This window comes from Ruegeria sp. HKCCA6707, assembly GCF_013033515.1.
Lineage (GTDB): Bacteria > Pseudomonadota > Alphaproteobacteria > Rhodobacterales > Rhodobacteraceae > Ruegeria.
Genome location: NZ_WQEG01000004.1, coordinates 206,968 through 232,171, shown reverse-complemented (window position 1 = coordinate 232,171; position 25,204 = coordinate 206,968). Strand labels below are relative to the sequence as shown.

Annotated in this window: 25 protein-coding genes; 14 read left to right on the top strand and 11 right to left on the bottom strand. The window is 56.5% G+C overall.

Annotated features, from left to right (window positions below):
• Nucleotides 1-52 precede the first annotated feature (52 nt).
• On the top strand, nucleotides 53-553 hold the full coding sequence (locus GOW40_RS12005; RefSeq protein WP_171132684.1) for an FxsA family protein: 501 nt from the start codon (nucleotides 53-55) through the stop codon (nucleotides 551-553).
• A 54-nt stretch (nucleotides 554-607) separates the two neighbouring features.
• Nucleotides 608-1,111 (top strand): protein-export chaperone SecB, encoded by a 504-nt coding sequence (gene secB / locus GOW40_RS12000; RefSeq protein WP_171132682.1) that lies wholly within the window; start codon nucleotides 608-610, stop codon nucleotides 1,109-1,111.
• 25 nt (nucleotides 1,112-1,136) lie between these two features.
• Here the strand turns inward: secB and dnaQ are convergent, their stop codons facing one another.
• Genes dnaQ through GOW40_RS11980 form a run of 4 tightly spaced genes read right to left on the bottom strand, consistent with a single transcriptional unit; the run spans nucleotide 1,137 to nucleotide 3,871 of the window.
• Nucleotides 1,137-1,859 carry a DNA polymerase III subunit epsilon gene (dnaQ, locus tag GOW40_RS11995; protein ID WP_171132681.1) on the bottom strand — a complete coding sequence of 241 codons (723 nt, stop codon included), beginning with the start codon at nucleotides 1,857-1,859 and terminating at the stop codon, nucleotides 1,137-1,139.
• Nucleotides 1,852-2,445: a dephospho-CoA kinase gene (gene coaE, locus GOW40_RS11990; RefSeq protein WP_171132680.1), complete on the bottom strand. Its 594-nt coding sequence runs from the start codon at nucleotides 2,443-2,445 to the stop codon at nucleotides 1,852-1,854. Before coaE ends, dnaQ begins: the two co-directional genes overlap by 8 nt.
• Nucleotides 2,442-3,275, bottom strand: a complete 834-nt coding sequence (locus GOW40_RS11985; protein ID WP_171132679.1) for a shikimate dehydrogenase — start codon at nucleotides 3,273-3,275, stop codon at nucleotides 2,442-2,444. Before GOW40_RS11985 ends, coaE begins: the two co-directional genes overlap by 4 nt.
• Nucleotides 3,272-3,871, bottom strand: a complete 600-nt coding sequence (locus GOW40_RS11980) for a nucleoside triphosphate pyrophosphatase (RefSeq protein ID WP_171132678.1) — start codon at nucleotides 3,869-3,871, stop codon at nucleotides 3,272-3,274. The genes GOW40_RS11985 and GOW40_RS11980 overlap by 4 nt, the downstream gene beginning before the upstream one ends.
• A gap of 404 nt (nucleotides 3,872-4,275) precedes the next feature.
• On the opposite strand from GOW40_RS11980, the gene GOW40_RS11975 reads away from it, so the two are divergent.
• The 7 genes from GOW40_RS11975 (at nucleotide 4,276) to GOW40_RS11945 (ending at nucleotide 11,650) form a co-directional block, all read left to right on the top strand.
• Complete coding sequence (locus tag GOW40_RS11975; RefSeq protein ID WP_171132677.1) at nucleotides 4,276-4,725, top strand: CopD family protein; 450 nt, start codon at nucleotides 4,276-4,278, stop codon at nucleotides 4,723-4,725.
• A gap of 122 nt (nucleotides 4,726-4,847) precedes the next feature.
• Nucleotides 4,848-6,119 carry a transcription termination factor Rho gene (gene rho, locus GOW40_RS11970; protein ID WP_171097404.1) on the top strand — a complete coding sequence of 424 codons (1,272 nt, stop codon included), beginning with the start codon at nucleotides 4,848-4,850 and terminating at the stop codon, nucleotides 6,117-6,119.
• 30 nt (nucleotides 6,120-6,149) lie between these two features.
• Nucleotides 6,150-7,436, top strand: a complete 1,287-nt coding sequence (mnmE, locus tag GOW40_RS11965; RefSeq protein ID WP_171132676.1) for a tRNA uridine-5-carboxymethylaminomethyl(34) synthesis GTPase MnmE — start codon at nucleotides 6,150-6,152, stop codon at nucleotides 7,434-7,436.
• Nucleotides 7,437-7,448: 12 nt separating this feature from the next.
• Entirely contained in the window at nucleotides 7,449-9,317 is a 1,869-nt protein-coding gene (gene mnmG, locus GOW40_RS11960; protein WP_171132675.1) for a tRNA uridine-5-carboxymethylaminomethyl(34) synthesis enzyme MnmG, read from the top strand.
• Complete coding sequence (gene rsmG, locus GOW40_RS11955; protein WP_171132674.1) at nucleotides 9,314-9,937, top strand: 16S rRNA (guanine(527)-N(7))-methyltransferase RsmG; 624 nt, start codon at nucleotides 9,314-9,316, stop codon at nucleotides 9,935-9,937. The genes mnmG and rsmG overlap by 4 nt, the downstream gene beginning before the upstream one ends.
• On the top strand, nucleotides 9,930-10,733 hold the full coding sequence (locus tag GOW40_RS11950; protein ID WP_171132673.1) for an AAA family ATPase: 804 nt from the start codon (nucleotides 9,930-9,932) through the stop codon (nucleotides 10,731-10,733). Before rsmG ends, GOW40_RS11950 begins: the two co-directional genes overlap by 8 nt.
• 20 nt (nucleotides 10,734-10,753) lie before the next feature.
• Nucleotides 10,754-11,650, top strand: coding sequence for a ParB/RepB/Spo0J family partition protein (locus GOW40_RS11945; RefSeq protein WP_171136645.1), 897 nt, complete (start codon nucleotides 10,754-10,756; stop codon nucleotides 11,648-11,650).
• Here GOW40_RS11945 and GOW40_RS11940 read toward each other — a convergent pair.
• The 4 genes from GOW40_RS11940 to rph are packed head-to-tail and all read right to left on the bottom strand — an operon-like array spanning nucleotide 11,640 to nucleotide 14,465.
• Nucleotides 11,640-11,993 (bottom strand): YbaN family protein, encoded by a 354-nt coding sequence (locus GOW40_RS11940; RefSeq protein ID WP_171132671.1) that lies wholly within the window; start codon nucleotides 11,991-11,993, stop codon nucleotides 11,640-11,642. The two genes, GOW40_RS11945 and GOW40_RS11940, sit on opposite strands and share 11 nt — an antisense overlap.
• A gap of 3 nt (nucleotides 11,994-11,996) precedes the next feature.
• Nucleotides 11,997-13,151 carry a radical SAM family heme chaperone HemW gene (gene hemW / locus GOW40_RS11935; protein ID WP_171132670.1) on the bottom strand — a complete coding sequence of 385 codons (1,155 nt, stop codon included), beginning with the start codon at nucleotides 13,149-13,151 and terminating at the stop codon, nucleotides 11,997-11,999.
• Nucleotides 13,141-13,755 (bottom strand): RdgB/HAM1 family non-canonical purine NTP pyrophosphatase, encoded by a 615-nt coding sequence (gene rdgB, locus GOW40_RS11930; protein WP_171132669.1) that lies wholly within the window; start codon nucleotides 13,753-13,755, stop codon nucleotides 13,141-13,143. Before rdgB ends, hemW begins: the two co-directional genes overlap by 11 nt.
• The gene (gene rph, locus GOW40_RS11925; protein WP_171230982.1) at nucleotides 13,752-14,465 is read right to left on the bottom strand and encodes a ribonuclease PH; all 714 of its coding nucleotides are present in this window, start codon (nucleotides 14,463-14,465) and stop codon (nucleotides 13,752-13,754) included. The genes rdgB and rph overlap by 4 nt, the downstream gene beginning before the upstream one ends.
• Nucleotides 14,466-14,577: 112 nt before the next feature.
• Between rph and hrcA the strand changes: the two genes are divergently transcribed.
• Nucleotides 14,578-15,642 carry a heat-inducible transcriptional repressor HrcA gene (hrcA, locus tag GOW40_RS11920; protein WP_171097422.1) on the top strand — a complete coding sequence of 355 codons (1,065 nt, stop codon included), beginning with the start codon at nucleotides 14,578-14,580 and terminating at the stop codon, nucleotides 15,640-15,642.
• Between the two features lie 10 nt (nucleotides 15,643-15,652).
• Nucleotides 15,653-16,216, top strand: a complete 564-nt coding sequence (locus GOW40_RS11915) for a nucleotide exchange factor GrpE (RefSeq protein ID WP_171097424.1) — start codon at nucleotides 15,653-15,655, stop codon at nucleotides 16,214-16,216.
• A gap of 58 nt (nucleotides 16,217-16,274) precedes the next feature.
• Here GOW40_RS11915 and mutS read toward each other — a convergent pair whose 3' ends face one another.
• The gene (gene mutS / locus GOW40_RS11910; RefSeq protein WP_171132748.1) at nucleotides 16,275-18,890 is read right to left on the bottom strand and encodes a DNA mismatch repair protein MutS; all 2,616 of its coding nucleotides are present in this window, start codon (nucleotides 18,888-18,890) and stop codon (nucleotides 16,275-16,277) included.
• A 161-nt stretch (nucleotides 18,891-19,051) separates the two neighbouring features.
• Here mutS and GOW40_RS11905 point away from each other — a divergent pair, with 161 nt between their 5' ends.
• Together GOW40_RS11905 and GOW40_RS11900 are read left to right on the top strand one after the other, a co-directional pair.
• Nucleotides 19,052-21,307, top strand: coding sequence for an NADP-dependent malic enzyme (locus tag GOW40_RS11905; protein ID WP_171132667.1), 2,256 nt, complete (start codon nucleotides 19,052-19,054; stop codon nucleotides 21,305-21,307).
• Between the two features lie 3 nt (nucleotides 21,308-21,310).
• Nucleotides 21,311-22,183: a ribokinase gene (locus tag GOW40_RS11900; RefSeq protein ID WP_171132665.1), complete on the top strand. Its 873-nt coding sequence runs from the start codon at nucleotides 21,311-21,313 to the stop codon at nucleotides 22,181-22,183.
• Here the strand turns inward: GOW40_RS11900 and msrA are convergent.
• Together msrA and GOW40_RS11890 are read right to left on the bottom strand one after the other, a co-directional pair.
• Entirely contained in the window at nucleotides 22,180-22,851 is a 672-nt protein-coding gene (msrA, locus tag GOW40_RS11895; protein ID WP_171230981.1) for a peptide-methionine (S)-S-oxide reductase MsrA, read from the bottom strand. The genes GOW40_RS11900 and msrA overlap by 4 nt on opposite strands.
• 170 nt (nucleotides 22,852-23,021) lie before the next feature.
• Nucleotides 23,022-24,248, bottom strand: a complete 1,227-nt coding sequence (locus GOW40_RS11890) for an argininosuccinate synthase (RefSeq protein ID WP_171132660.1) — start codon at nucleotides 24,246-24,248, stop codon at nucleotides 23,022-23,024.
• A 141-nt stretch (nucleotides 24,249-24,389) separates the two neighbouring features.
• Between GOW40_RS11890 and GOW40_RS11885 the strand changes: the two genes are divergently transcribed.
• Entirely contained in the window at nucleotides 24,390-25,151 is a 762-nt protein-coding gene (locus tag GOW40_RS11885; protein WP_171132658.1) for a hypothetical protein, read from the top strand.
• The last annotated feature ends 53 nt before the right edge of the window (nucleotides 25,152-25,204 follow it).

Sequence of the window (25,204 nt, the reverse complement as noted above, 5' to 3'; positions counted from 1 at the left end):
GTGACAGATGCTGGCAAGTCCACTGCCCGGCCTGATCTAAAGGATAACGTATATGTATCTGTTCTTGGCATTTTTGTTGGTTCCGATCATCGAGATCGCCCTGTTCATTCAGGTCGGCGGTCTGATTGGGCTGTGGCCGACACTGGCCATCGTTGTCCTAACAGCGGTTTTGGGAACGATTCTTGTACGTACACAAGGCCGAACGGCCATCGCCAACCTTCAGCGATCCTTTGCCGAATTGGATGACCCGACCGAACCGCTGGCCCATGGGGCCATGATCTTGCTGTCGGGTGTCTTGCTGTTGACGCCCGGGTTTTTCACCGATGCTGTTGGGTTTGCCCTGCTGGTCCCGGGGATTCGTGTGGCCGTGTTCAAATATCTGAAATCAAAGGTCACGATCACACAATTCCAGATGGGAACCGGTGCTGGGTTCCACCAACGTCGTGATGCTTTTGATCAGGGCGACGTCATTGACGGTGAGTTTTCCGAAGTTCAGCCCAGAAAGAAACCGGCAAAACCTTCGAAATGGGTTGAAGGCCCGCACCAGCATTGAGGTGCTGCGCCCAACTTGCTAAGCAGTGGCGAATTTCAAATTTGGAGTAGTTCCATGGCCGAAGAAGGCGCAAAAGAAAACACTGCGGCCCAGCAAGCCGCACCTCAGGTCCAGATGCGTGTTCTGGGCCAGTTTGTCCGCGACATGTCGTTCGAAAACGTGATGGCGCAAAAAGGTGTGTCGGGCGAAGTTCAGCCTGAAATGTCGGTTCAGGTGAACCTGGACGCCAAAAAACGCCCTCAGGACCATCAGTTCGAAGTTTCGATCAAGCTGAACCTGACCTCAAAAGCCAAAGGTCTGGACGATGTTCTGTTTGTTCTAGAGCTGGATTATTGCGGCCTGTTCCACGTGGAAGGTGTGCAAGAGGATCAACTGCACCCGTTCCTGATGATCGAATGCCCGCGTATGCTGTTCCCGTTCCTGCGCCGCATTGTGAGCGACGTGACGCGCGACGGTGGCTTCCCGCCAGTGAACTTGGACAATATCGATTTTGTTGCGCTCTACCGCAACGAGTTGATGCGCCGTCAGGCCGCACAAGGCCAAACAGCCGACGCCTGATCCTTTAACCCGCGTCTGACCAGGATCAGGCGCGGGTCCATAGGGCGTTCTCGCCCAATTTTTCCACAAATTTCTGATGTGCGGCTTGTTCTTCCTCGGTGATCCGAGACGGTAGAGCCGTTGCGCGCGGAGCAGGGCGCCAGGCGTCTTCGCCGGTACCCGTGGCAGATGCGGCAGTGGACAACCCGAAATCCGGCTGCCGACCCCCGATTAATTCCAGATAAACCTCTGCCAGAATCTCGGAATCGAGCAACGCGCCGTGCAGTACGCGGTTTGAATTGTCGATATTGAACCGGCGACACAGCGCGTCCAGCGACGCGGGTGAGCCGGGGAAGCGCTTGCGCGCAATGGCCAGCGTATCCAGCGCCTGATCCATCGGAATCGGGGGCAGACCCATCCATTTTAGCTCGGCGTTCAGAAACTTCATGTCGAAGGACGCGTTGTGGATCACCAGCCGTGCATCCCCAACAAAATCGCGAAAGGCTTGCCCAACTTTGGCAAAGACCGGTTTATCCTTAAGCGTCACCTCACCTTTTTCCGGTGGACGCGGGGTTTCCAACAGGTCTGGGCCTATACCGTGAATGCCAAAAGCCTCGTCCGGCATACCGCGTTCGGGATTGATATAGACGTGATAGGTTTCACCGGTGGCCACATGGTTCCACAGCTCAACCGCGCCGATCTCAACAATCCGGTCCCCGCTTTCGGGATCAAACCCGGTGGTCTCGGTATCCAGTACAATCTCACGCATTGTTCAACCCTGCCCGTATCTGCCTGACCACATCCTGCACCTGTGCGCGGGCATGGTCCAGCGTATCTGTCACGATCACGAAATCTGACCGCGTGGCTTTTTCGTCATTGGGCATCTGCTTGGCCCTGATCTGTTCAAACTGCGCTTCGGTCATCGTGCCCCGCGTCAGAACCCGGCGCTTCTGTTCTTCGGGTGAGACCGAGACACAGGCCACCGCATCCATCAAAGCGTCACCACCTGTTTCAAACAGAAGGGGAATGTCGAACAGCAGGATATCGGCTGTCGCGGTCTTGCGAAACGCAGCCCGATCAGCGGCGACCAACGGGTGCACGATGGCTTCAATCTGTTTCAGCGCGCTGGCGTCCTTGGCGATGATTTGCTTCAGCACTTCCCGGTCCACAGCGCCATCTTTTACAGCGGCTGGGAAGGCATTGCGCATCGGCTCAACTGCCGCACCGCCCTTTGAATAGAGCCTATGTACGGCCGCATCTGCATCCCATAGCGCACAGCCTTCCTCGACAAAGATCTGGGCGGTCGTGCTTTTGCCCATGCCGATCGAGCCAGTAAGACCAAGGGCAAAACTCATGCCAAAACCGCAGCTCGCAATTCGTCGTCCACCTGTGGCCGGACGCCGAACCAGCGCTCAAATCCCGGAACGGCCTGATGTAACAACATACCCAAGCCATCCACGGTTGTGCTGCCAGCGGCGTCTGCGGCTTTCAAAAGCTCCGTCTGCAAGGGTGCATAGACCAAATCCGTAACGACAGTTCCGGGCTGCAAGCCTTCCAAGGAAACACGCAGCTGAGGCTGACCTTGCATCCCCAACGAAGTTGTATTGACCACCAGCGTTGCGTTTTCCAATACCGTATCTGCCTGTACCCAATCCACCACACGAATGCGCTGACCAAACTCTTCTTTCAGATGATCTGCCCGGGCGCGGGTTCGGTTGGTCAATAGAATTTCGGGCACCCCGGCCTCGGACAGGGCGTGCAGAACCGCCCGGGATGCGCCGCCTGCACCAAAGACAACTGCCGGGCCATCCTTTGGGTTCCAACCCGGCGCGCCCTCGCGCAGGTTTGCCATGAACCCATAGCCGTCGGTGTTATCCGCGTGGATGGTCCCATCCTCGCGAAAGACCAGCGTATTTGCTGCTCCAATCACCGAAGCGCGGTCTGACACATGATCGGCCAAACGCATCGCGGCCTCTTTATGCGGCACGGTCACATTGGCCCCGACAAACCCAGCCTTAGGCAAAGTGCGCAACACCCGTTCCAGATCCGCGGGCGCGACATCCATTGGGATGTAATACCCAGACAGATCGAACCTGTGCAGCCAATGACCATGTAGCGCGGGCGAGCGGGAATGCGCAACAGGGTGCCCGATGACCCCGGCCAATGGAATTCGATGGTCTGTCATTGATCAATTACACCTTTCACAGCCAGATAGTTCAGCAGTTCCAGCAAGGGCAGCCCCAGAACATTAAAGTAATCGCCTTCGATGGCAGCAAAAAGGCGAACGCCTTCTTCTTCCAGCTTATAAGCGCCTACGGCGTGGCGAATGCTGTCCCAGTTCCGAGTGACATAGTCCCGCAGATATGCATCCGAGCTGGCACGCATCCGCAGCCGAACTTGACCCACATGCCGCCAGATGGGTTCGCCATTCTGAAAGATCACCGCAGCAGAAAACAGCATATGCCGCTTGCCGCGCATCAATTTTAGCTGTGCCAATGCGTCATCCGGCGTTTTGGGCTTTGACAGTAAAGAATCTTCGAAATCCAGAACCTGATCGCACCCCAGAACCATGGCACCGGGTGCTTTTTCACTGACTTTGCGAGCTTTCATCTCGGCCAGCGTATCGGCGATGTCACGCGGCGGCGCGCCTTCGGCCAGCAAAGCCTGCTTGGCCGTCTCTTCATCGACACGGGCGACCTGCACCGTGAAATCAACACCAGCGTTGCGCAGCATTTGCGCCCGGATCGTTGAGCCCGAAGCCAAGACAATGGGGACAGACATGTGGAAAACCCCGTTTACAAGTCGTTAAGTGTTCAAGGACGCTTTGTATGGTTTTCCGGTTGACACGCAAGCCTTGCGGTTTGGCAAAAAACATCTGCGAGTCGTTCAAATTCTGTACCTTCGGGACAAGGATAAGTTTGCGCAGCAGGATAACCTGTTTTTCTTGCCTTATCCGAGGATTTATCCCCAAGGAGCGTCGTTCTATTTAGACTTAACACTCTGTTTTAAAAATATATTTTCTTATTTTCACAGAATCGTACAGACCGCGGAAATATCTATCCACTTGGGGAAAAACCCTGAGTAAAAAAGTAATCCACGGAAATTGATCTCCCTACAAAACCATCATCCTTTTTCTTTTCTTATTTTTTTATTAGGGAGGGTTTGATCACGAACCGAGGGGCATCATGTCTGACCTTCTTTTTACCATATACCCTTGGGTAAAGTCTCTGCACATCATGGCCGTGATCTCTTGGATGGCTGGATTGTTCTATCTACCCAGACTGTTTGTCTATCACGTAGAAAAGGCACAATCGGTTGACGGGGCAGAACCGATTTTCTTTGAGATGGAAGAAAAGCTGCTGCGTGTGATCATGCGACCGGCAAGCATCGTGGCGTGGATATGTGGCCTGATCATGGTGTTCACACCGGGCATTGTCGGCTGGGATTTTGCCTGGCCCTGGGTCAAGGGTGCGGCGGTGATCGCAATGACCTGGTTTCATCATTGGCTGATGGCCAGACGCAAGGACTTTGTTGCGGGGCGAAATACGCTCACTGGGCGGCAGTATCGCATGATGAACGAGGTCCCGACCGTTTTGATGGTTTTGATCGTTCTGGCGGTCGTTCTGAAGTTCTGAGGGGTGAATTGACTCTGCCCTTCGACGCGCTTATGTAATTGCCAACTCGCCCGTCCGGGCGGCGTATCTTCCGTACTGAAATTCCACTTTGTACCGCGCAGTTCGCGGTGAAGGTATATATTATGACAACTGACGCCCTGAATCTGGCTGACCTCAAGGCCAAAAGCCCCAAAGACCTTCTGGCCATGGCCGAAGAGCTGGAGATCGAAAACGCCTCGACCATGCGGAAAGGCGAGATGATGTTCCAGATCCTGCGCGAACGCGCGGATGAGGGGTGGACCGTTGGTGGCGATGGCGTTTTGGAGGTTCTGCAAGACGGGTTCGGCTTTTTGCGCTCGCCCGAGGCGAATTATCTGCCCGGTCCCGACGATATCTATGTCTCACCCGACATGATCCGCCAACATTCGCTGCGCACCGGTGACACGGTCGAAGGTGAGATCAAGGCACCGGATGAGAACGAACGCTATTTTGCGCTGACCAAGGTCACTAAGATCAATTTTGAAGACCCGGAAAAAGCAAAGCACAAGATCCTGTTCGACAACCTGACGCCCCTCTACCCCGAGGAACGTCTGAAGATGGAGATCGAAGATCCCACCATCAAGGACAAATCCGCCCGTGTGATCGACCTGGTTGCGCCGATCGGGAAGGGTCAGCGGTCACTGATCGTGGCGCCTCCGCGGACGGGTAAAACCGTGATCCTGCAGAACATCGCGCATTCGATCGAACAGAACCACCCGGAGTGTTATCTGATCGTCCTGCTGATCGATGAACGCCCGGAAGAGGTGACCGATATGCAGCGCTCGGTGAAGGGTGAGGTTGTGTCCTCGACCTTCGACGAACCGGCGACGCGCCACGTTGCCGTATCGGAAATGGTGATCGAAAAAGCCAAACGTTTGGTCGAACATAAACGAGATGTTGTTATCCTTCTTGATTCGATCACAAGACTTGGTAGGGCATTTAACACAGTTGTGCCGTCGTCGGGTAAAGTTCTGACCGGTGGTGTGGACGCCAACGCGCTGCAACGGCCCAAGCGGTTCTTCGGTGCGGCACGGAATATCGAAGAAGGCGGATCGCTGACCATCATCGCCACTGCGCTTATTGATACTGGTAGCCGGATGGACGAGGTTATCTTTGAAGAATTCAAAGGCACCGGTAACTCGGAAATCGTGCTGGATCGCAAGATTGCCGACAAGCGCGTGTTCCCGGCCATCGACATCCTCAAATCCGGTACCCGGAAAGAGGATCTGTTGGTCGACAAGGGTGATCTGGCCAAGACCTTTGTTCTGCGCCGTATCCTCAACCCGATGGGGACAACCGACGCAATCGAGTTCCTGTTGTCGAAGTTGAAACAGACCAAGACAAACTCGGAATTCTTCGACTCGATGAATACCTGACACAGGTCTTAACCCTCGCGAGGCCTTCGAATGGATACGATATTCGCCTTGGCCAGCGCGCAAGGCAAAGCTGGGGTGGCGGTCATCCGCCTCTCTGGCCCTTTGGCCCATTCTGCTGCGAAAACGCTGGTTGGTGGTGATCTGCCTCAACGCGGAATGCGCGTGCGGACCTTGCGCGCGCCAGATGGAACGCGTTTGGACGATGGACTCGTGTTGACCTTTCAGGCTCCGTCCAGTTTCACCGGCGAAGATGTGGCCGAGCTTCAAATCCATGGCAGTACAGCAACGGTGAACGCGGTTCTGCGCTGTCTGTCTGACATGGATGATCTACGCATGGCAGATCCCGGGGAATTCACGCGCCGCGCGTTGGAAAACGGGCGTATGGATCTGACCCAAGTCGAAGGTCTGGCTGACCTGATCGATGCCGAGACCGAAGCACAACGCAAGCAAGCTCAGACAATTTTGGCCGGTGCGCTTGGTGATCTGGTCGAGCGTTGGCGCCGGGATCTGATCCGCGCTGCGTCTTTACTGGAAGCCGTGATTGACTTTGCTGACGAAGAGGTGCCGACCGATGTCACACCTGAGGTGCGGGATCTGATCCAGGGTGTAGTGCAGGATCTGGACAAAGAAGCCAAAGGGGTTCAAATCGCGGAACGTGTGCGAACCGGGTTCGAGGTGGCAATTATTGGCCTGCCAAACGCGGGAAAGTCGACCTTGCTGAACGCATTGGCAGGTCGCGAGGCTGCGATAACATCGGAATATGCCGGAACGACTCGGGATGTCATCGAAGTTCGCATGGATCTGGCAGGTTTGCCTGTCACTTTGCTCGATACTGCAGGTTTGCGGGAAACAGATGATCATGTCGAAGGTCTGGGAATAGACCTTGCGCGACGGCGGGCAAATTCCGCAGATCTGCGCGTTTTTCTGGCTGATGATGTTGAAGCACTGGGAATACCCGTTCAACCTGAAGATGTGATTGTCCGTCCGAAAGCAGACCTCGGTCCTGAAGGGGCTGCTGGTGTATCAGGGAAAACAGGGCAGGGGATCGATCAGCTGGTTTCCGATATATCGTATAGGCTTGCGGAGCGAACCACTAGTCATGGTATTGCGACCCGTGAAAGACATCGCATCGCGATGATCCAGGCATCCAATGCGTTGACGCAGGCAGAGCGGGTACTGGAATCAGGTCCCGACATGTATGATATTGCAGCTGAAGAATTACGCACCGCGATACGTGCCTTGGAAAACCTGGTCGGACGCATAGATGTCGAAACACTGCTGGATGAGATCTTCTCCAGCTTCTGTCTTGGAAAGTAAGGAGTGTTTCACGTGAAACATTCACAGTTTGATATCGTTGTTATCGGAGCCGGTCACGCTGGAAGTGAAGCTGCCCATGCGGCTGCTCGGATGAATGCGCGAACTGCATTGGTGACCCTGTCCGAGAAAGACATCGGTGTTATGTCATGTAATCCGGCGATCGGAGGATTGGGCAAGGGCCACCTTGTGCGTGAAATCGACGCGATGGATGGGGTTATGGGACGCGTCGCAGACCGGGCCGGCATTCAGTTCCGGCTGCTAAACCGGCGAAAAGGGCCGGCGGTTCAGGGACCACGCGCGCAGGCAGACCGAGCTTTGTATCGTGCGGCAATGCAAGACGAAACGCGTCGTCAGGAAAATCTGACTGTCATTGAAGGCGAAGTTGTAGATCTGATCATGGCAGGGGATCGCGTTTCTGGTGTTGTTCTGAGTGACGGATCAGAGATCCCAGCAAAAGCTTTAATTTTGACCTCTGGAACGTTTCTTCGCGGCGTGATCCATATCGGCGACGTTTCCAAGCCTGGCGGCCGTATGGGGGATCGTCCCTCTGTCAAATTGGCGGAACGGCTGGACGGGTTTGACCTTCCCATGGCGCGTTTGAAAACGGGTACGCCACCGCGGCTGGATGGTCGGACAATCAATTGGGATGTGCTTGAGCGTCAGGATGGGGACGAGGACCCTGTTCTGTTTTCATTTATGTCAAAATCTGTCGTGGCACCGCAAATCGCATGTGGAATCACACATACCAACGCGCGAACGCATCAGATTATCGAAGATAACCTCTCACGTTCTGCAATGTATGGGGGTCATATCGACGGGGTGGGTCCACGGTATTGCCCGTCTATCGAAGACAAGATCGTTCGATTTGCGGACAAGGAATCGCACCAGATCTTTTTGGAGCCGGAAGGCATCGGAGATCATACGATTTACCCGAATGGTATTTCAACGTCGCTGCCGGAGGACGTGCAACACGCATATGTTCGGTCAATCGTTGGCCTGGAGAGTGCGGAAATCCTGCTGCCAGGCTATGCGATCGAATATGACTATGTTGACCCTCGGGTGCTGACCGCTGAATTGGCTTTGCCTGAGGTGCCCTGCCTATACCTAGCGGGTCAGATCAACGGAACTACAGGATATGAGGAAGCAGCAGCGCAAGGGTTGGTTGCCGGATTGAATGCTGCGTTGGCCGTTCAAGGCAAGGATCCGATCCATTTCACTCGATCCGACAGCTATATCGGCGTTATGATTGATGATCTCACAACGCGGGGCGTGGCGGAACCCTATCGGATGTTCACCTCGCGTGCGGAGTTTCGTCTTTCTTTACGTGCGGATAACGCCGACCAACGGTTGACATCGCTTGGGTGTGACATCGGATGTGTCGGGCAAGCGCGTCAGGCGTTGTTCGAGCGAAAAATGGAAAAGCTGGTTCAGGCAAAGGCAGCCTTGACTGAGCAGACATTCACGCCGAAGGAGGTTCGCAGCGCAGGTATTGACGTCAATCAAGATGGAAACCGACGGGACGGGATGGCTATCCTTGCTTTTCCGAATGTGAATTTCGAGGATGTTCTGCCACTTGTTCCAGAGCTTGCAGGCACTGATGCCGAAACACGGAGGCAGATCGAGCGCGACGCGCTTTATGCAAACTATATCGCGCGACAGCAAAGAGATGTCGAAGCTATGAAGCGAGATGAAACCCATGTTATCCCTCGTGACTTCGATTATTTCGCTCTGGACGGCCTATCGTCGGAGATGAAGCAGAAGCTTTCGAATGCAAAACCAGCAAATATCGCGCAGGCTGGTCGGGTTGAAGGCGTCACCCCGGCTGCGATCACATTGGTTCTGGCGAAGCTGCGTCGGGATCAGAAAGTTCGAAAAGCATGATCCATCGTTCGTCGGAGACAGTTGATGCTCTGAATGTTTCACGTGAAACACTCGACCACCTGAAAACCTACGTAAATCTCGTGGAGCAATGGAATCCGAGAATAAATCTGGTGTCCCGCGCAAGCCTTGCGCAGATTTGGGACCGGCATATTCTGGATTCCGTGCAGGTATTCCGCTGTGCACCGAAGGGTAAAACTTGGGTAGATTTGGGAAGTGGGGGCGGTTTTCCGGGGATTGTGTGTGCAATCCTGGCAAAGGAATCCGCGCCCGACACCGAATTCACCATGGTCGAGAGCGATCAACGAAAAAGCGCTTTCCTTCGCGCAGTCATTCGCGAGACTGGTGTAAATTGTCGCGTGATGTCGAAGCGCATAGAAGCAGTTGAGCCGCTAAGCGCCGATATTCTGTCGGCAAGAGCCTTGGCTGATCTGACCACTCTTCTGTCCTTTTGTAACCGGCACTTGCATGCATCGGGCACCGCATTGTTGCCGAAAGGCGCGAGATGGAAAAAAGAGCTTTCAAAAGCTCAGGAAGAATGGAAATTCAATGCTGACCCGATTAAAAGTATAACTGAGCCCCAAGCCGTTATCCTTAAAATCACAGGAGTCTCACGTGGTTGATTTGTCTCGTCCGAACGGACCTCGGATCATCGCGGTCGCAAATCAAAAAGGCGGGGTGGGAAAGACAACAACTGCAATCAACTTGGCCGCCGGTTTGGCCGAGGCTGGCTGTCGAGTTCTTGTGGTGGATCTTGACCCCCAGGGCAACGCGTCCACCGGGCTGGGCGTAGAAGATCGGGACTGGACGACCTATGATCTGCTTTTGGACGATGCGCCACTCGAAGCGGTTGTACAGGACACGGAAATTGACAACCTTCTGGTTGTTCCGGCCACGGTGGATCTTAGTTCAGCAGATATTGAACTGATCTCGAACGAGAAGCGTAGCTATCTTTTACATGACGCACTGAGGCAAACTGCGGTGGACGCGTTTTCCTTGGATTTTATCCTGATCGACTGCCCGCCTTCGCTGAATTTGTTGACTGTAAACGCCATGGTGGCTGCGCATTCTGTTCTGGTTCCGCTGCAAAGCGAGTTCTTTGCGCTGGAAGGTTTATCCCAGTTGATGCTGACAATAAGAGAGGTTCGGCAGACCGCGAATCCAGGCCTCAGAATCGAAGGTGTTGTGTTGACTATGTATGACAACCGCAACAACTTGTCCCGCCAGGTGGAAAAAGACGCGCGTGACAATCTGGGTGAGATGGTATTTAAAACCAAAATACCCCGAAATGTTCGGGTCAGTGAGGCACCGTCTTATGCGATGCCGGTTTTGCAGTACGATTCGGGTTCTCTGGGCGCGATGGCGTATCGGCACTTGGCCCGGGAAGTCATGCACAAGAATAACAAATCAGCGGCCTGACCGGTCGACAGGAGGGCAAAATGAGCGTCAAGAAAAGCAAGCCCCGGGGATTGGGTCGCGGATTGTCCGCTCTGATGGCGGACGTCACGCCCGAAGGTGAAGGGCGCGTATCTGCCACGCCACGCCGTCCTGATCTGAATGTACCCATCGAAAAGCTGAAAGCGAACCCCAATCAGCCGCGCCGGACGTTCTCGCAAGATCAATTGGACGATCTGGCGGCTTCGATCAAAGAAAAGGGCATCATCCAACCTTTGATCGTGCGTGCGATTAACGACAGCGAGTATGAAATCGTAGCGGGTGAGCGCCGCTGGCGCGCGGCACAAATGGCTCAGCTGCATGAAATTCCAGTCATCGTGCGCGAGTTCGACGATACCGAGGTGCTGGAAGTCGCCATTATCGAAAATATCCAGCGCGCCGATCTGAATGCGGTGGAAGAGGCCGCGGGTTATCGGCAGTTGATGGACAAGTTTGGCCATACGCAAGAGAAGCTGTCTGAAGCTTTAGGTAAAAGCCGCAGCCACATTGCAAACCTGATGCGTTTGCTGTCCTTGCCTATGGATGTGCAGGCACTGGTGGTCGACGGGAAATTGTCTGCTGGTCATGCAAGAGCGCTTGTTACGGCTGAAAACGCGTCCGAACTTGCCAAACAGATCGTTGAAGACGGATTATCTGTTCGGGCGACTGAAAATCTGGTGAAAAAGCAGAACCAACCGAATGATCCGAAGGTAACCCCTCGCACACGAAACCTGAATGCAGGAAAAGATGCGGATACGCGCGCGCTTGAGAAAGATCTTTCGGCCATATTGGCAATGAAGGTTTCGATCAACCATAAGGCTGGTGGAGAAAGCGGGCAGGTGGTTCTGACCTATGAAAACCTGGATCAGTTGGATGATCTGTGCGCCAAGCTTAGCCGCTAGGCCTGGTCCAGATAAAGATCATAACTCCGGCTAACGTAATCACCTGAATCACCAAGACATGTGTCGGCACAGATAGCAAAACCGAAAAACCGAAAACGGCGACAACAGACAGGGTTGCTGCCTTTTTTGCAGCTGGGCGAATAGCGCCGGATTGCTGCCAGTCCACTATCATCGGGCCAAAGGTTTTGTGGGTGATAAGCCAAGTGTGTAGCCGCGTCGAGGATCGGGCAAAAAAGAATGCCGCCAAGAGCAGAAAGGGTACGGTTGGCAGCAGCGGCAGAACAACCCCGATCATCGCCAGTGCAACGCAGAGAAGTCCAAGTGCAGCCCAAAGATAATGCATCCGTTAATCCAGCAAGTCTCGGATAACCGCGTTCAATACAGCGCGCCCATCCGGCGTGGCCATCAAGCGCCCGTCCTGACATTGAATCATTCCGATCTGGGTAAGGTGGTCCAGCTTGTCTTGGGGCAGAGAACATCCGGACAGTGCGCAGTATCTCTCTATATCTAGTCCTTCTACAATGCGTAGACCCATCATAAGGTATTCTTGAGCCTGTTCTTGACGTGTCACCTCGGTGCGAACTGTCTCGCCATTGCCATTGGCTGCGGCACCCAACCAGCGTTGAGGGGCAAGATGGGTCTCGGTCGCGTATTTCTGGCCATTTAAGGTGATCCGCCCATGCGCACCGGGACCGATGCCGACATAGTCGCCATAGCGCCAATAGATCAGATTGTGCTGCGACTCGGCACCGGGCCTTGCGTGGTTGGACACCTCATAGGCGGGCAGCCCGTGAGTTTCGCAGATCTCTTGCGTGGCCAGATACATATTGGCGGCGCTGTCATCTTCGGGCAATCCGCGCAGTTTGCCCAAGGCATAGCGATCTCCAAAGGCAGTGCCTTGTTCGATCGTTAACTGATAGAGCGACAGGTGATCGACGGCCATCGACAGCGCTTCGGTCAATTCCGCGCGCCACGCGTCCAGAGTTTGGTGTTGGCGCGCATAGATCAGGTCGAAACTGACACGGCCAAAACAAGATCGGGCTATGTCGAACGCGGCACGCGCCTCGGTGACCGTATGAATGCGGCCCAACCGGCGCAGGTCGTCGTCGTTCAGCGCTTGAACGCCGATGGAAATGCGGTTCACACCTGCATCGCGATAGGCGGCGAACCTGCCTGCCTCAACCGAGCCGGGATTCGCTTCCAGCGTGATTTCCATGTTGTTGGCGGGGCGCCACAGCGCACGCGCCGTATCAATGACGGCAGAGACGGTCTCGGGGGCCATCAGCGACGGTGTGCCACCGCCGAAAAAGATCGTGTTCAAGACCCTGTCGGGTGTTTCACCGGCAGAGCGGCGCAATTCGCTTAGATAGCAGTCAAGCCATTGTTTTTGATCAATATTTCTTGAAACATGGCTGTTGAAATCACAATAGGGGCATTTGGCCTCGCAAAAGGGCCAATGCACATACAGGCCAAAGCCCCCGTTGCGCCAATCATCCGCCAAAACAGCCTTTCACGAACATCTCCACCGCGCGGCCCCGGTGGCTGATCTTGTTCTTTTCCCAGCGATCCATTTCGGCAAAGGTAATGTCGTGGCCTTCGGGGACAAACATTGGATCATAGCCAAACCCGCCTTCGCCGCGCACGGGCCAGACCAGATGGCCGGGTGCAACGCCTTCGAACACTTCGTCATGCCCGTCAGGCCAGGCCAGAACCAAAGTGCTGCGGAACTGAGCGGTGCGTGGGTGAGGGGCGTTCTTCGCCTCGAGCTCAGTATGGGCGCGGGTCATTGCCATCATGAAGTCACGACCATTGCCGGTTTCGGCCCAATCGGCGGTATAGACGCCGGGCGCACCGTCCAACGCGTCGATGGTGATCCCGGAATCATCCGAAAGCGCGGGCAGGCCGGTGGCTTTGGATGCGGCATGAGCCTTGATCCGGGCGTTGCCGACAAAGGTATCCTCGGTCTCTTCCGGTTCGGGCAGGTTCATGTCAGCCGCACCAACGACGGTCACGCCAAAGGGTTCCAGCAGGTGCGCGACCTCTTCAAGCTTGCCTTTGTTGTGCGTGGCGACTAGCAGGCGGTCGCCCTCGAACTTGCGGGTCATGCGGTCGCGGCTTTCTGGGCTGCGGCCAGCTCGCCGACACCTTTTTCTGCCAGATCCATCAGCTGATCCATCTGTGCCCGGCTAAAGATCGAGCCTTCAGCGCTCATTTGCACTTCGATCAGCTTGCCTGACCCGGTCATGATGAAATTGCCGTCCACGCCGGCCTCGCTGTCTTCAGGATAGTCAAGATCCAGCACCGGCTGGCCCGCATAGATGCCACAGGATACGGCGGAAACCGGATCGACCAGCGGGTCCGAGATCACGTCGCCCGCCTTCATCAGCTTGTTCACGGCCAGACGCAGTGCAACCCATCCCCCGGTAATCGAGGCGCAGCGGGTGCCGCCATCGGCCTGGATTACGTCGCAGTCCACGGTGATCTGACGCTCGCCCAGGGCCACGCGGTCGACACCAGCGCGCAACGCACGGCCAATCAAGCGCTGGATTTCTACGGTACGGCCGCCTTGCTTGCCGCTGGCCGCCTCGCGCCGCATCCGGGTGTTGGTTGCGCGGGGCAGCATACCGTATTCAGCGGTAACCCAACCCAGACCCGAGCCCTTGATGAAGGGCGGTACGCGTTCCTCGATCGTGGCGGTGCACAGCACATGGGTGTCGCCCATCTTGATCAGGCAAGACCCTTCGGCATGTTTGGTAAAACCCGTTTCGATTGAAACGGCGCGCATTTCGTTTAGATCACGTCCTGAGGGTCGCATGGGAATTCCTTTGTTTGCTGGGTTGGGGATACCGCCCTGCAGCGTTACGATGCAACCCCGATTGACCTTTCCATGGCCTGCTATTTAATGACCACCCAGCAGGAGATTGCCGATGAGCGACGCGAGCAAAATTCTGGATGAGATGAACGACCGGTCCCGTGAGGTGTTCCGGTTGATAGTCGAAAGCTATCTGGACAGTGGTGAGCCGGTGGGCAGCCGCACGTTGACGCGCACTTTGTCGGAAAAAGTCAGCGCGGCGACCGTGCGCAATGTGATGCAGGATCTGGAATTTCTGGGCCTGCTCGACAGCCCGCATGTCAGTGCAGGCCGCATTCCGACCCAGCAGGGGTTGCGTATGTTTGTAGACGGGCTGCTTGAGGTGGGTGATCTGGGGCCTGATGACAGGCAGAAACTTGATGAGACATTAGGCTCTAACGCTGGGGACGTTGGTGGCATGCTGGACCGTGTAGGTGCGGCTTTGTCAAACGTGACACAGGGCGCATCACTGGTTTTGACGCCCAAGCATGAGGCCGAGATCAAACATATCGAGTTCGTCTCATTGGGTCATGACCGCGCCTTGGTGGTTCTGGTCTTTTCTGATGGTCACGTTGAAAATCGCCTGTTCACACCACCGCCCGGGCAAACGCCAAGTTCGATGCGGGAAGCCGCGAATTTCTTGAACGCGTTGATCGAAGGGCGCACACTTGGCGATGTGCGGCGTCAAATGCAAAGCCAGATCGACGCGCGCAAGCAGGAAATTGATGTTTTGGCGCGGGAAATGGTCGAGAGCGGCATGGCCGCCTGGGAAGGGGATGGCACCGACTCGGCCCGGTTGATTGTTCGCGGGCGGGCGAATCTTCTGGGTGAATCGGGTGAGGCCGAAGAACTGGACCGCATTCGCACCCTGTTTGATGATCTGGAACGCAAGCGCGACATCGCGGAATTCCTTGAATTGACCGAGGATGGCGAAGGTGTGCGCATTTTTATCGGCTCTGAGAACAAACTTTTCTCACTTTCGGGTTCCTCTTTGGTGGTGTCTCCATATATGAACGCTGATCGTAAGATAATTGGTGCGGTTGGGGTCATCGGGCCCACTCGTCTGAACTATGGGCGGATCGTACCAATCGTGGATTATACGGCGCAACTGGTCGGCAAGCTGATATCCGACCGGAGCTAGAGGGTAAGAGATGGCAGAACCCAAGAACGAAGATTTTCTGGATGACATCATGTCGGCCGAGGCGGAAGAGCTGGCGGATGAGATGGCCGAGATCAGCGATGAAGCGCTGGAGCTGGATGAGCTGCGCGCCGAGCGGGATGACTACAAAGACAAGTTCATGCGTGCCTTGGCGGATGCGGAGAACGCGCGCAAACGCGGAGACAAGGCGCGCCGCGATGCGGAACAATATGGCGGGTCAAAGCTGGCGCGCGATATGCTGCCGGTTTACGACAATATGAAGCGCGCTCTGGAGGCCGCGACAGATGAGCAGAAAGAAGTCGCTGCGGGTCTGATCGAAGGGGTCGAACTGACCATGCGGGCCTTGAAGGATGTGTTCCAGAAACACGGGATCGAGGTGATCACGCCGGAAGTCGGTGACCGGTTTGATCCCAACGTGCATGAGGCGATGTTTGAGGCTCCGGTGCCGGGGACTAAGGCTGGCGACATCATTCAAGTATCTGCCGAAGGGTTCATGCTGCACGACCGTTTGCTGCGCCCGGCGCAGGTTGGGGTGTCTTCAACACCTGCGAGCTGATTGGCCTCTGCGAGGCCAAGCCTCCGGCGGAGGTATTTTTGAACAGAAGAAGGGGCGGTCAGGATTTGGCCGCCTCTTTCAGTTTGTAGATCAGGTCAAGCGCTTCGCGGGGGCTGAGCTCATCCGGCAGGATGTCGTTGAGCATGTCTGTGACCGGTGACGTTTTTTTGGGCGCAGGTGGCGGCGGCGGAGCGGCCGAAAAGAGCGGGAGGTCATCGATCAACGCTTTTTGTTTGCCGCCTTCACGTTCGGTTTTTTCCAGTTGCTCAAGGACAACGCGGGCGCGGTCGACGACAGAGGCGGGCAGGCCGGCCAGCTGTGCGACCTGAACGCCATAAGACCGGTCGGCGGCGCCTTTGTGGACCTCGTGCAGGAAGATGACCTCACCTTCCCATTCCTTGACCGCGACGGTGGCGTTGTCGACACCTTCGAGATTACCGGCGAGAGCGGTGAGTTCGTGATAATGCGTGGCAAACAGGGCGCGGCATGTATTCGCGGCGTGCAGATGTTCCAACGTAGCCCAAGCAATGGACAGCCCATCATAGGTGGCGGTGCCGCGCCCGATTTCATCCAGGATGACCAAGGCGTGCGCATCTGCCTGGTTCAGGATGGCTGCGGTTTCGACCATTTCGACCATGAAGGTCGAGCGACCGCGGGCCAGATCGTCGGAGGCGCCGACACGGCTGAAAAGCTGGCTAACCAAACCAATATGCGCGCGTTCAGCGGGAACATAGCTGCCCATCTGGGCCATTAGAGCAATCAGGGCGTTCTGGCGCAGAAACGTGGATTTACCAGCCATGTTGGGGCCGGTCAGAAGCCAGATCGCGGCGCCGTCTTCCGCGCTGAGGTCGCAGTCATTCGCGATGAACGCGTCGCCGCTTTGGTGACGCAGGGCGTGTTCGACAACCGGGTGACGACCACCCTGAATGTCGAAGGCGCGCGATGCGTCGACCTGTGGGCGGCACCAGTTTTCGCCACGCGCCAGATCGGCAAGCGCTGTGGTCAGGTCCAGCTCGGCTAACCCTCGGGCGGCTTGGTTGAGGCGGGCGGCGAGACTCAAAATCTCATCAGAAAGCCTTTGATAGAGCCGTTTTTCGATCTCCAGCGCCAGATTACCAGCGTTCAGGATGCGGGTTTCGATCTCGGACAGTTCAACCGTGGTAAAACGCACCTGATTGGCGGTGGTTTGGCGGTGGATATAGGTTTCGCTGAACGGGGGGCTCAGCATCTTTTCGGCATGGGTGGCTGTGGTTTCGATGAAATAACCCAGCACATTGTTGTGCTTGATCTTCAGTGAGGCGATACCGGTCTGTTCGGCATAGTTCTGCTGGAACCCGGCGATGACCGAGCGGCCTTCGTCGCGCAGGGTGCGGGCTTCGTCCAGTTCTTCATCAAAGCCGGTGGCGATGAAACCACCATCTCGGGTCAGCAGGGGGGGTTCGGCAACCAATGCGTCATCTAAAAGCTGCAGAAGGTCGTTAAACCCGACAAGGTTTTGCACCGCTGATTTCAACAAATCCGGCAGGTCTTGGGAGGCGCAAAGATCGGCAAGTGTCGCGGCCTGATTCAACCCATTGCGGATTGCCGCCAGATCGCGCGGCCCACCGCGATCCAGCGACAGGCGGGACAGGGCGCGGTCAAGATCCGGGGTTTTGCGCAGGGCTTCGCGCAGATCTGAGGTGATCAAGCTGTCTTCGACGGCAAAACTCACCGCATCCAGCCGGGCGTGGATCACATCAAGGCTGCGCGAGGGGCTTGAGAGCCGTTGTTCCAGCAGTCGCGCACCGCCGGGTGTCACTGTGCGGTCAACAACGGACAACAGCGATCCGGCGCGACCACCAGACAGGGAGCGGGTGAGTTCAAGGTTGCGCCGGGTTGCGGTGTCGATCTGAACCACGCGGTCTGCAGATTCCTTTGTCGGAGGTTGCAGAAGGGGCAGTTTGCCCTTTTGCGTGATCTCAAGATAGTCGATCAGGGCCCCCATGGCCGAGACCTCGGCACGGGTAAAGCTTCCAAACGCGTCCAGTGCTCCAACTTTGAACAGCGCACAGATGCGTTTTTCGGCGGCGGTGCTGTCGAAACTGGCGCGGCCGATCGGGGTCAGCGAGATGCCCAGGTCGCGGGCGGGTTCCTGCAAGGCCTGCGCGGATCCATCAGCAATGATCAACTCGGACGGTGCCAGCCGGGCGAGTTCGGGGTTGAGCCGCACCGAGGTCAGCGGCATGACATGAAACGCACCGGTCGAGATATCGGCCCAGGCCAGCGCGGCCTCATCCCGAACCTCGGAATAGGTGGCGAGAAAGTTGTGACGGCGCGCCTCAAGCAATGCGTCTTCGGTCAGTGTGCCGGGGGTCACCAATCGCACAACATCGCGCTTTACTACTGCTTTAGAGCCTCTTTTCTTGGCCTCGGCCGGACTTTCCATCTGTTCGCAGACTGCCACGCGAAAGCCTTTACGAATAAGTGTCAGCAAATACCCTTCGGCTGAATGCACCGGCACACCGCACATCGGAATGTCGGTGTCGTTGTGTTTGCCGCGCTTGGTCAGCGCGATGTCCAGCGCCTCGGCTGCGTTGACCGCATCGTCAAAGAACATCTCATAGAAGTCGCCCATGCGATAAAACAGCAGAGCGTCGGAATGGGCCTCTTTGATCTCAAGGTATTGCGCCATCATCGGCGTGACTGTGGACAAGGCGGCCCCCTTCTGGCGTGTTCCGGGCGTGACCTTACAAATCCCCCTCGTGCGACGAAAGGCGAAAACGCAATGTCGTTGAGGCGCAGCCCTGCCTGCGTTATGACGCGTAAGCCCTGAACTCATGGAAACGACCTGAAAAGATGCCCAAAGCGAAGATCACCAAAGATGAGGCGCTGGCCTTTCACCTGGACCCGACCCCCGGCAAATGGGAGGTGCAGGCCACCGTTCCCATGACCACGCAGCGCGATCTGTCTTTGGCATACAGCCCCGGCGTGGCGGTTCCGTGTGAGGCCATCGCCGAAGCGCCCGAGACGGCTTATGACTATACCAATAAGGGCAATCTGGTCGCCGTGATCTCGAACGGGACGGCGGTTCTGGGTCTTGGCAACCTTGGTGCGCTGGGCTCGAAGCCGGTGATGGAAGGGAAATCGGTTCTGTTCAAGCGGTTTGCTGACGTGAATTCGATTGATATCGAGCTGGACACCGAAGACCCGGATGAGTTCTGCCGCGCGGTGCGCCTGATGGGGCCGACTTTTGGCGGGATCAACCTGGAAGACATCAAGGCGCCCGAATGTTTCATCATCGAACAGCGCCTGAAGGAAGAGATGGATATCCCTGTCTTCCATGATGATCAGCACGGCACAGCGGTAATCTGTGCCGCGGGCCTGATCAATGCGCTGCATATTTCGGGCAAGAAGATCGAGGACGTGAAAATCGTCCTGAACGGAGCTGGCGCTGCGGGGATTGCCTGTATCGAACTGCTCAAGGCGATGGGTGCGCGGCACGAGAATTGTATCGTCTGTGACACCAAGGGTGTGATCTATCAGGGTCGGACGGAGGGTATGAACCAGTGGAAGTCAGCCCATGCAATTTCCACGGATCTGCGCACGCTAGAAGACGCGATGAAGGATGCCGACGTGTTCCTGGGCGTCTCGGTCAAAGGGGCCGTGACGCAGGACATGGTTGCTTCGATGGCGGACAATCCGGTGATCTTCGCCATGGCCAACCCAGACCCCGAGATTACGCCGGAAGAGGCCCATGAGGTGCGCGTGGATGCAATCGTTGCCACCGGGCGCAGCGATTACCCCAACCAGGTCAACAACGTTCTGGGTTTTCCCTACCTGTTCCGAGGGGCGCTGGATATCCATGCCCGCGCCATCAATGATGAGATGAAGATTGCCTGCGCGCATGCGCTGGCCCGTCTGGCGCGCGAGGATGTGCCGGATGAGGTTGCCATGGCCTATGGCAAGTCGCTGACCTTTGGCCGCGATTACATCATTCCCACCCCGTTCGACCCACGCTTGATCCACCGGATCCCGCCAGCTGTCGCCAAGGCCGGGATGGACACGGGTGCAGCGCGACGCCCGATCATCGATATGGACGCCTATGAGCTGAGCTTGAAATCCCGGATGGATCCAACCGCCAGCATCCTGCGCGGTCTAAACGCGCGCGCGCGCCAGGCCCAAAGCCGGATGATCTTTGCCGAAGGTGACGATCCCCGCGTATTGCGTGCGGCAGTGATGTATCAGCGCTCGGGTTTTGGCAAAGCTCTGGTGGTCGGTCGACAGGATGACGTGAAGGAGAAGCTGGAAGAGGCCGGTCTGGGCGATGCTGTGCGCGAGCTTGAGGTGGTGAACGCGGCCAATACCCTGCATCTCGATGCCTACAAGGACTTTTTGTACCAGCGACTGCAACGCAAAGGTTTCGACCACAAAGACATTCACCGCCTGGCGGCCCGCGACCGGCATGTGTTCTCATCCCTGATGCTGGCGCATGGCCATGGTGATGGGCTGGTAACAGGGGCCACTCGCAAGTCGGCGCATGTTTTGGACCGCATCAATCATGTGTTTGACGCCGACGCCGCGCATGGGGCCGCTGGGGTAACGGCCTTGTTGCATAAGGGTCGGATTGTCCTGATCGGTGACACGCTTGTGCATGAATGGCCGGATGAGAATGATCTGGCCAATATTGCCGAACGCTCCGCCGCCGTCGCCCGCCATATGGGGCTTGAGCCGCGTGTGGCCTTTGTCAGTTTCTCGACCTTCGGCTATCCGGTGTCCGAGCGTGCGGAAAAAATGCATCGTGCGCCAACAGTTCTGGACCAGCGGGGCGTGGATTTCGAATATGAAGGCGAAATGACCGTGGATGTGGCTTTGAACGTTGAACAGCAGGCCAGCTATCCGTTCTCGCGCCTGACCGGTCCGGCCAATATCTTGATCGTGCCCGCGCGCCATTCGGCCAGCATCTCGACCAAGCTGATGCAGGAAATGGGTGGCGCAACCGTGATCGGTCCGATCCTGTCGGGTGTCGACAAGCCCATTCAGATCTGTTCGACCGTCTCGACCGCTAATGACATCCTGAACATGGCCATTCTGGCCTCCTGCGATATTGGGTAAGACATGGCGATCTGGAACCTCGGCTCGATCAACGCAGACATGGTCTATGACGTACCGCATCTTCCCGGTGCGGGTGAAACGCTGGCCGCCGATGGGCTAAGCCGGTTTCTAGGCGGCAAAGGGGCCAATATGTCGGTGGCCGCCGCACGGGCCGGAGCGCGGGTGGCGCATATCGGGGCGGTTGGGCCTGATGGGCGCTGGGCTTTGGACAGGCTGACTGAATACGGAATTGATACGCGTTTCATTGCCGAGGTTGAGGTGCCGACCGGTCATGCCATTATCGCCGTGGACAAGGCGGGGGAGAACAACATCATCCTGTTTCAAGGGGCCAACCACGCCATTTCCAACGCGCAGCTGGGTCAGGCCCTTTCGGTGGCCGAGGCCGGAGACGTTCTGGTCATGCAGAACGAAACCAACGCACAGCTTGAGGCTGCAAAAATGGGCCGCGATCTGGGTCTGACTGTATGTTACGCAGCCGCGCCCTTTGATGCAGATGCGGTCCAGGCGGTGTTGCCGATGCTGGACTTTCTGATTCTGAATCAGGTTGAGGCGGAACAGCTGCAAGCGGCAACTGGACATACGGTTTCAGATCTGCCGGTCGAACATGTGGTTGTGACCTTGGGTTCTAAGGGCGCTAGGTATGTCCAGAAAGACCATGAGCCGGTCGATTTCGCGGCCCATAGGGTTCAGTCCGTCGATACCACAGGGGCCGGGGATACGTTTACGGGCTATGTGCTGGCGGGGATGGATCGTGGAATGCCCATGGAACAGGCAATCCAACAAGCAAATCGTGCCGCGGCCCTGATGGTCACGCGGCACGGGACTGCTGATGTCATTCCCGACCTGAAAGAGGTCCGGGAAGCGCGGTTCGATTAGGACCCGACGAAAGGTGCGTCGCTGCCCCACAATTGTTGAACACGGGCGTCACGACCGCAGGCTTTGCGATAGGCTTTGTAGGCGTTGGCCTGACGTTTGGGGCCAAAGCGGGTGATGACCAGCTTTTTGCCTTTGTAGTAATCCTGATGGTAGGCCTCTGCGGGGTAGAACGTGCTTTCGTTCAGGATCGGTGTGACAACCGTCTGCCCAAGCGCGGCCTGCGCGTTGGCTTTGGATTGTTGCGCAAGTGCTTTTTCGCCTGCATCAGAGACGAATATTGCGGTACGATAGCTGTCGCCACGATCACAGAACTGACCGCCTGCATCGGTGGGGTCGACCGAGCGGAAGAACATGTTCAGCAGGGTTTCACGTGACACACGGGCCGGATCAAAGGTGATCTGCACCGCCTCGTAATGACCTGTTCCGCCTTTGCTCACCTGATCGTAGTTTGGGTTGGCCGCGGATCCGCCAGTAAATCCCGAAACGGCTTCGATCACACCAGGGACAGATTCAAAATCTGATTCAACGCACCAGAAACATCCGCCAGCAACCGTTAGCGTTTCGGTTCCGGCCGCCGGCGCAGGAGCCGCACGCAGAAGCGCGGCCAGCGTCAGCAGGGTAAACAAGAGGGCAGGTTTGACGTAGTCGAGGTAAGCAATCCGGGTCATGTCAGGTCTCCTTCTGAGATCAGGGTGACCCGAGATTGAGCCGCGTGCAATCACCTGAAATCGATTGTCACGGGGTGGTGAGACGAGTTTATCAGCGGTTCAACGGAACGACCCGAAAGCAGAACGACAGCAAAGGCACAGGCAAAGATGCCGGTACCTTTGCGTTGCGCTTATTTCGACAGGCGTTTGTCGCGCGCCGACAGCAGTTTCAGGCGCAGCGCGTTCAGCTGAATGAAGCCCGCCGCATCTTTTTGATCATAGGCCCCGGCGTCTTCTTCAAAGGTCACATGCGCCTCGGAATAAAGCGAGTGATCCGACCAGCGGCCCACGGTTGAAGCGAGACCTTTGTACAGTTTCACGCGAACGGTGCCGGTGACATGTTCTTGCGAGCGGTCGATGGCGGCTTGCAGCATCTCGCGTTCGGGCGAGTACCAGAAACCGTTATAGATCAGCTCGGCATATTGCGGCATCAGCTGGTCTTTCAGATGCATTGCGCCACGGTCCATGGTGATCGACTCGATCCCGCGATGGGCTTCCAGCAGGATGGTGCCGCCCGGCGTTTCATAGATACCGCGCGATTTCATGCCCACAAACCGGCCTTCGACCAGATCGAGACGGCCAATGCCGTGCTTGCCGCCATATTCGTTCAGCTTGGTCAGGATGGTGGCCGGGCTCATCGCCTCGCCATTGATGCTGACCGCGTCGCCCCTTTCAAAGCCGATCTCGATGAACTCGGGCTCGTTCGGGGCGTCCTCGGGGTGGACGGTGCGCTGATAGACATAATCGGGCGCCATATCCGCGGGGTCTTCCAGAACCTTGCCCTCGGACGAGGTGTGCAGCAGGTTGGCATCGACCGAGAACGGGGCCTCACCGCGTTTGTCCTTGGCAATAGGGATCTGGTTCGCCTCGGCAAATTCCAGCAGCTTGGTCCGGCTGGACAGGTCCCACTCACGCCACGGTGCGATAACTTTGATATCGGGGTTCAGCGCATAGGCTGCCAGTTCGAACCGCACCTGATCATTGCCCTTGCCGGTTGCCCCGTGCGCCACCGCATCGGCGCCGGTTTCGGCGGCAATCTCGACCAGACGTTTTGAGATCAGGGGACGAGCGATGGACGTACCCAACAGGTACAGCCCCTCGTACTGCGCATTGGCGCGGAACATCGGGAAGACGAAATCGCGGACGAATTCCTCGCGGATATCCTCGATATAGATGTTTTCCGGCTTGATCCCCAGCAGCTCGGCCTTTTTGCGCGCGGGCTCAAGCTCTTCTCCCTGACCCAGATCGGCGGTGAAGGTCACAACTTCACAGCCATACTCGGTCTGCAACCATTTCAGAATGATCGAGGTATCAAGGCCACCGGAATAGGCCAGAACAACTTTCTTGGGCGCGGACATCTGACTTCCCTTTATGCGTAGATCGACTGGCCCCTAACGGGTTTTGCACGCAGGGGCAAGCTGTGTGCGTTGACGTATGGAAGGATTTGGGGTGAAACGGGAGGGATAGAGAACACGGATTGGTTGAAGGGGCAGTTTTGCATGTTGGGTTATCGTTTGTTCAGACATGCGGTGTTGATGTTGATAGATAACACTTCCACTGCGTTGAGGATCAGCTTCTTTCCCTTCTTCTGCCTCGGCGTAGCAACCTATCTTTTGATAGTTCGCCTTGCGGGTGCATTGGAGTCAGGTGCGGAAAGCACTGCCGAGCCGGTGCTGGTTTTGTTCATTTTTGCATTGGTAATAATGTATCCGGTGGTTTTTGTCTGGGTCGCGGTTGGGTGGCACCGCTACGTGCTTGAAGGCATCGAACCCCGTCTGGCTTGGCCGGAATGGAACAAGGACCGGATGTTGGCCTACGCGGGAGCGTTTTTTAGGACGATTCCGTTGGCTGTTCTGCTTGGGCTGGCCGCGATATTTGTGTTTCTTATCCCTGCGGTTCTTTTTGACGATGGCAGTGTGTCTTCGAACGATGGCACAATTCTTGGGTTCCTCCTTGGTGTCGCGATCTCATTCCTATCGATGCGACTATCTCTGGTTCTGCCAGCTGCAGCGGTGGGCGTGTTTATGCGGGTGCCTGAATCCTGGTCTGCTACCAAGGAGTTCCACAAACCGATTCTTTTTGCAGCGCTTTGCATCGGAGTTCTCACAGCGATTCCAGATTTACTGCTTCAAACACCTCTTGCTCCAATGGTTGGGAGCTTTCTGTATTTTATCGTGGCCCAATGGTTTCTTCTCATGCTGGGCATCAGCATAATGACAGCCCTCTACGGTCACATAGTCGAAAAGCGCGAGTTGCGCTAACCCCTCGTACACATATGTATTCCTTGCCCTTTCAGCGGTGATCGGGCAGGGAA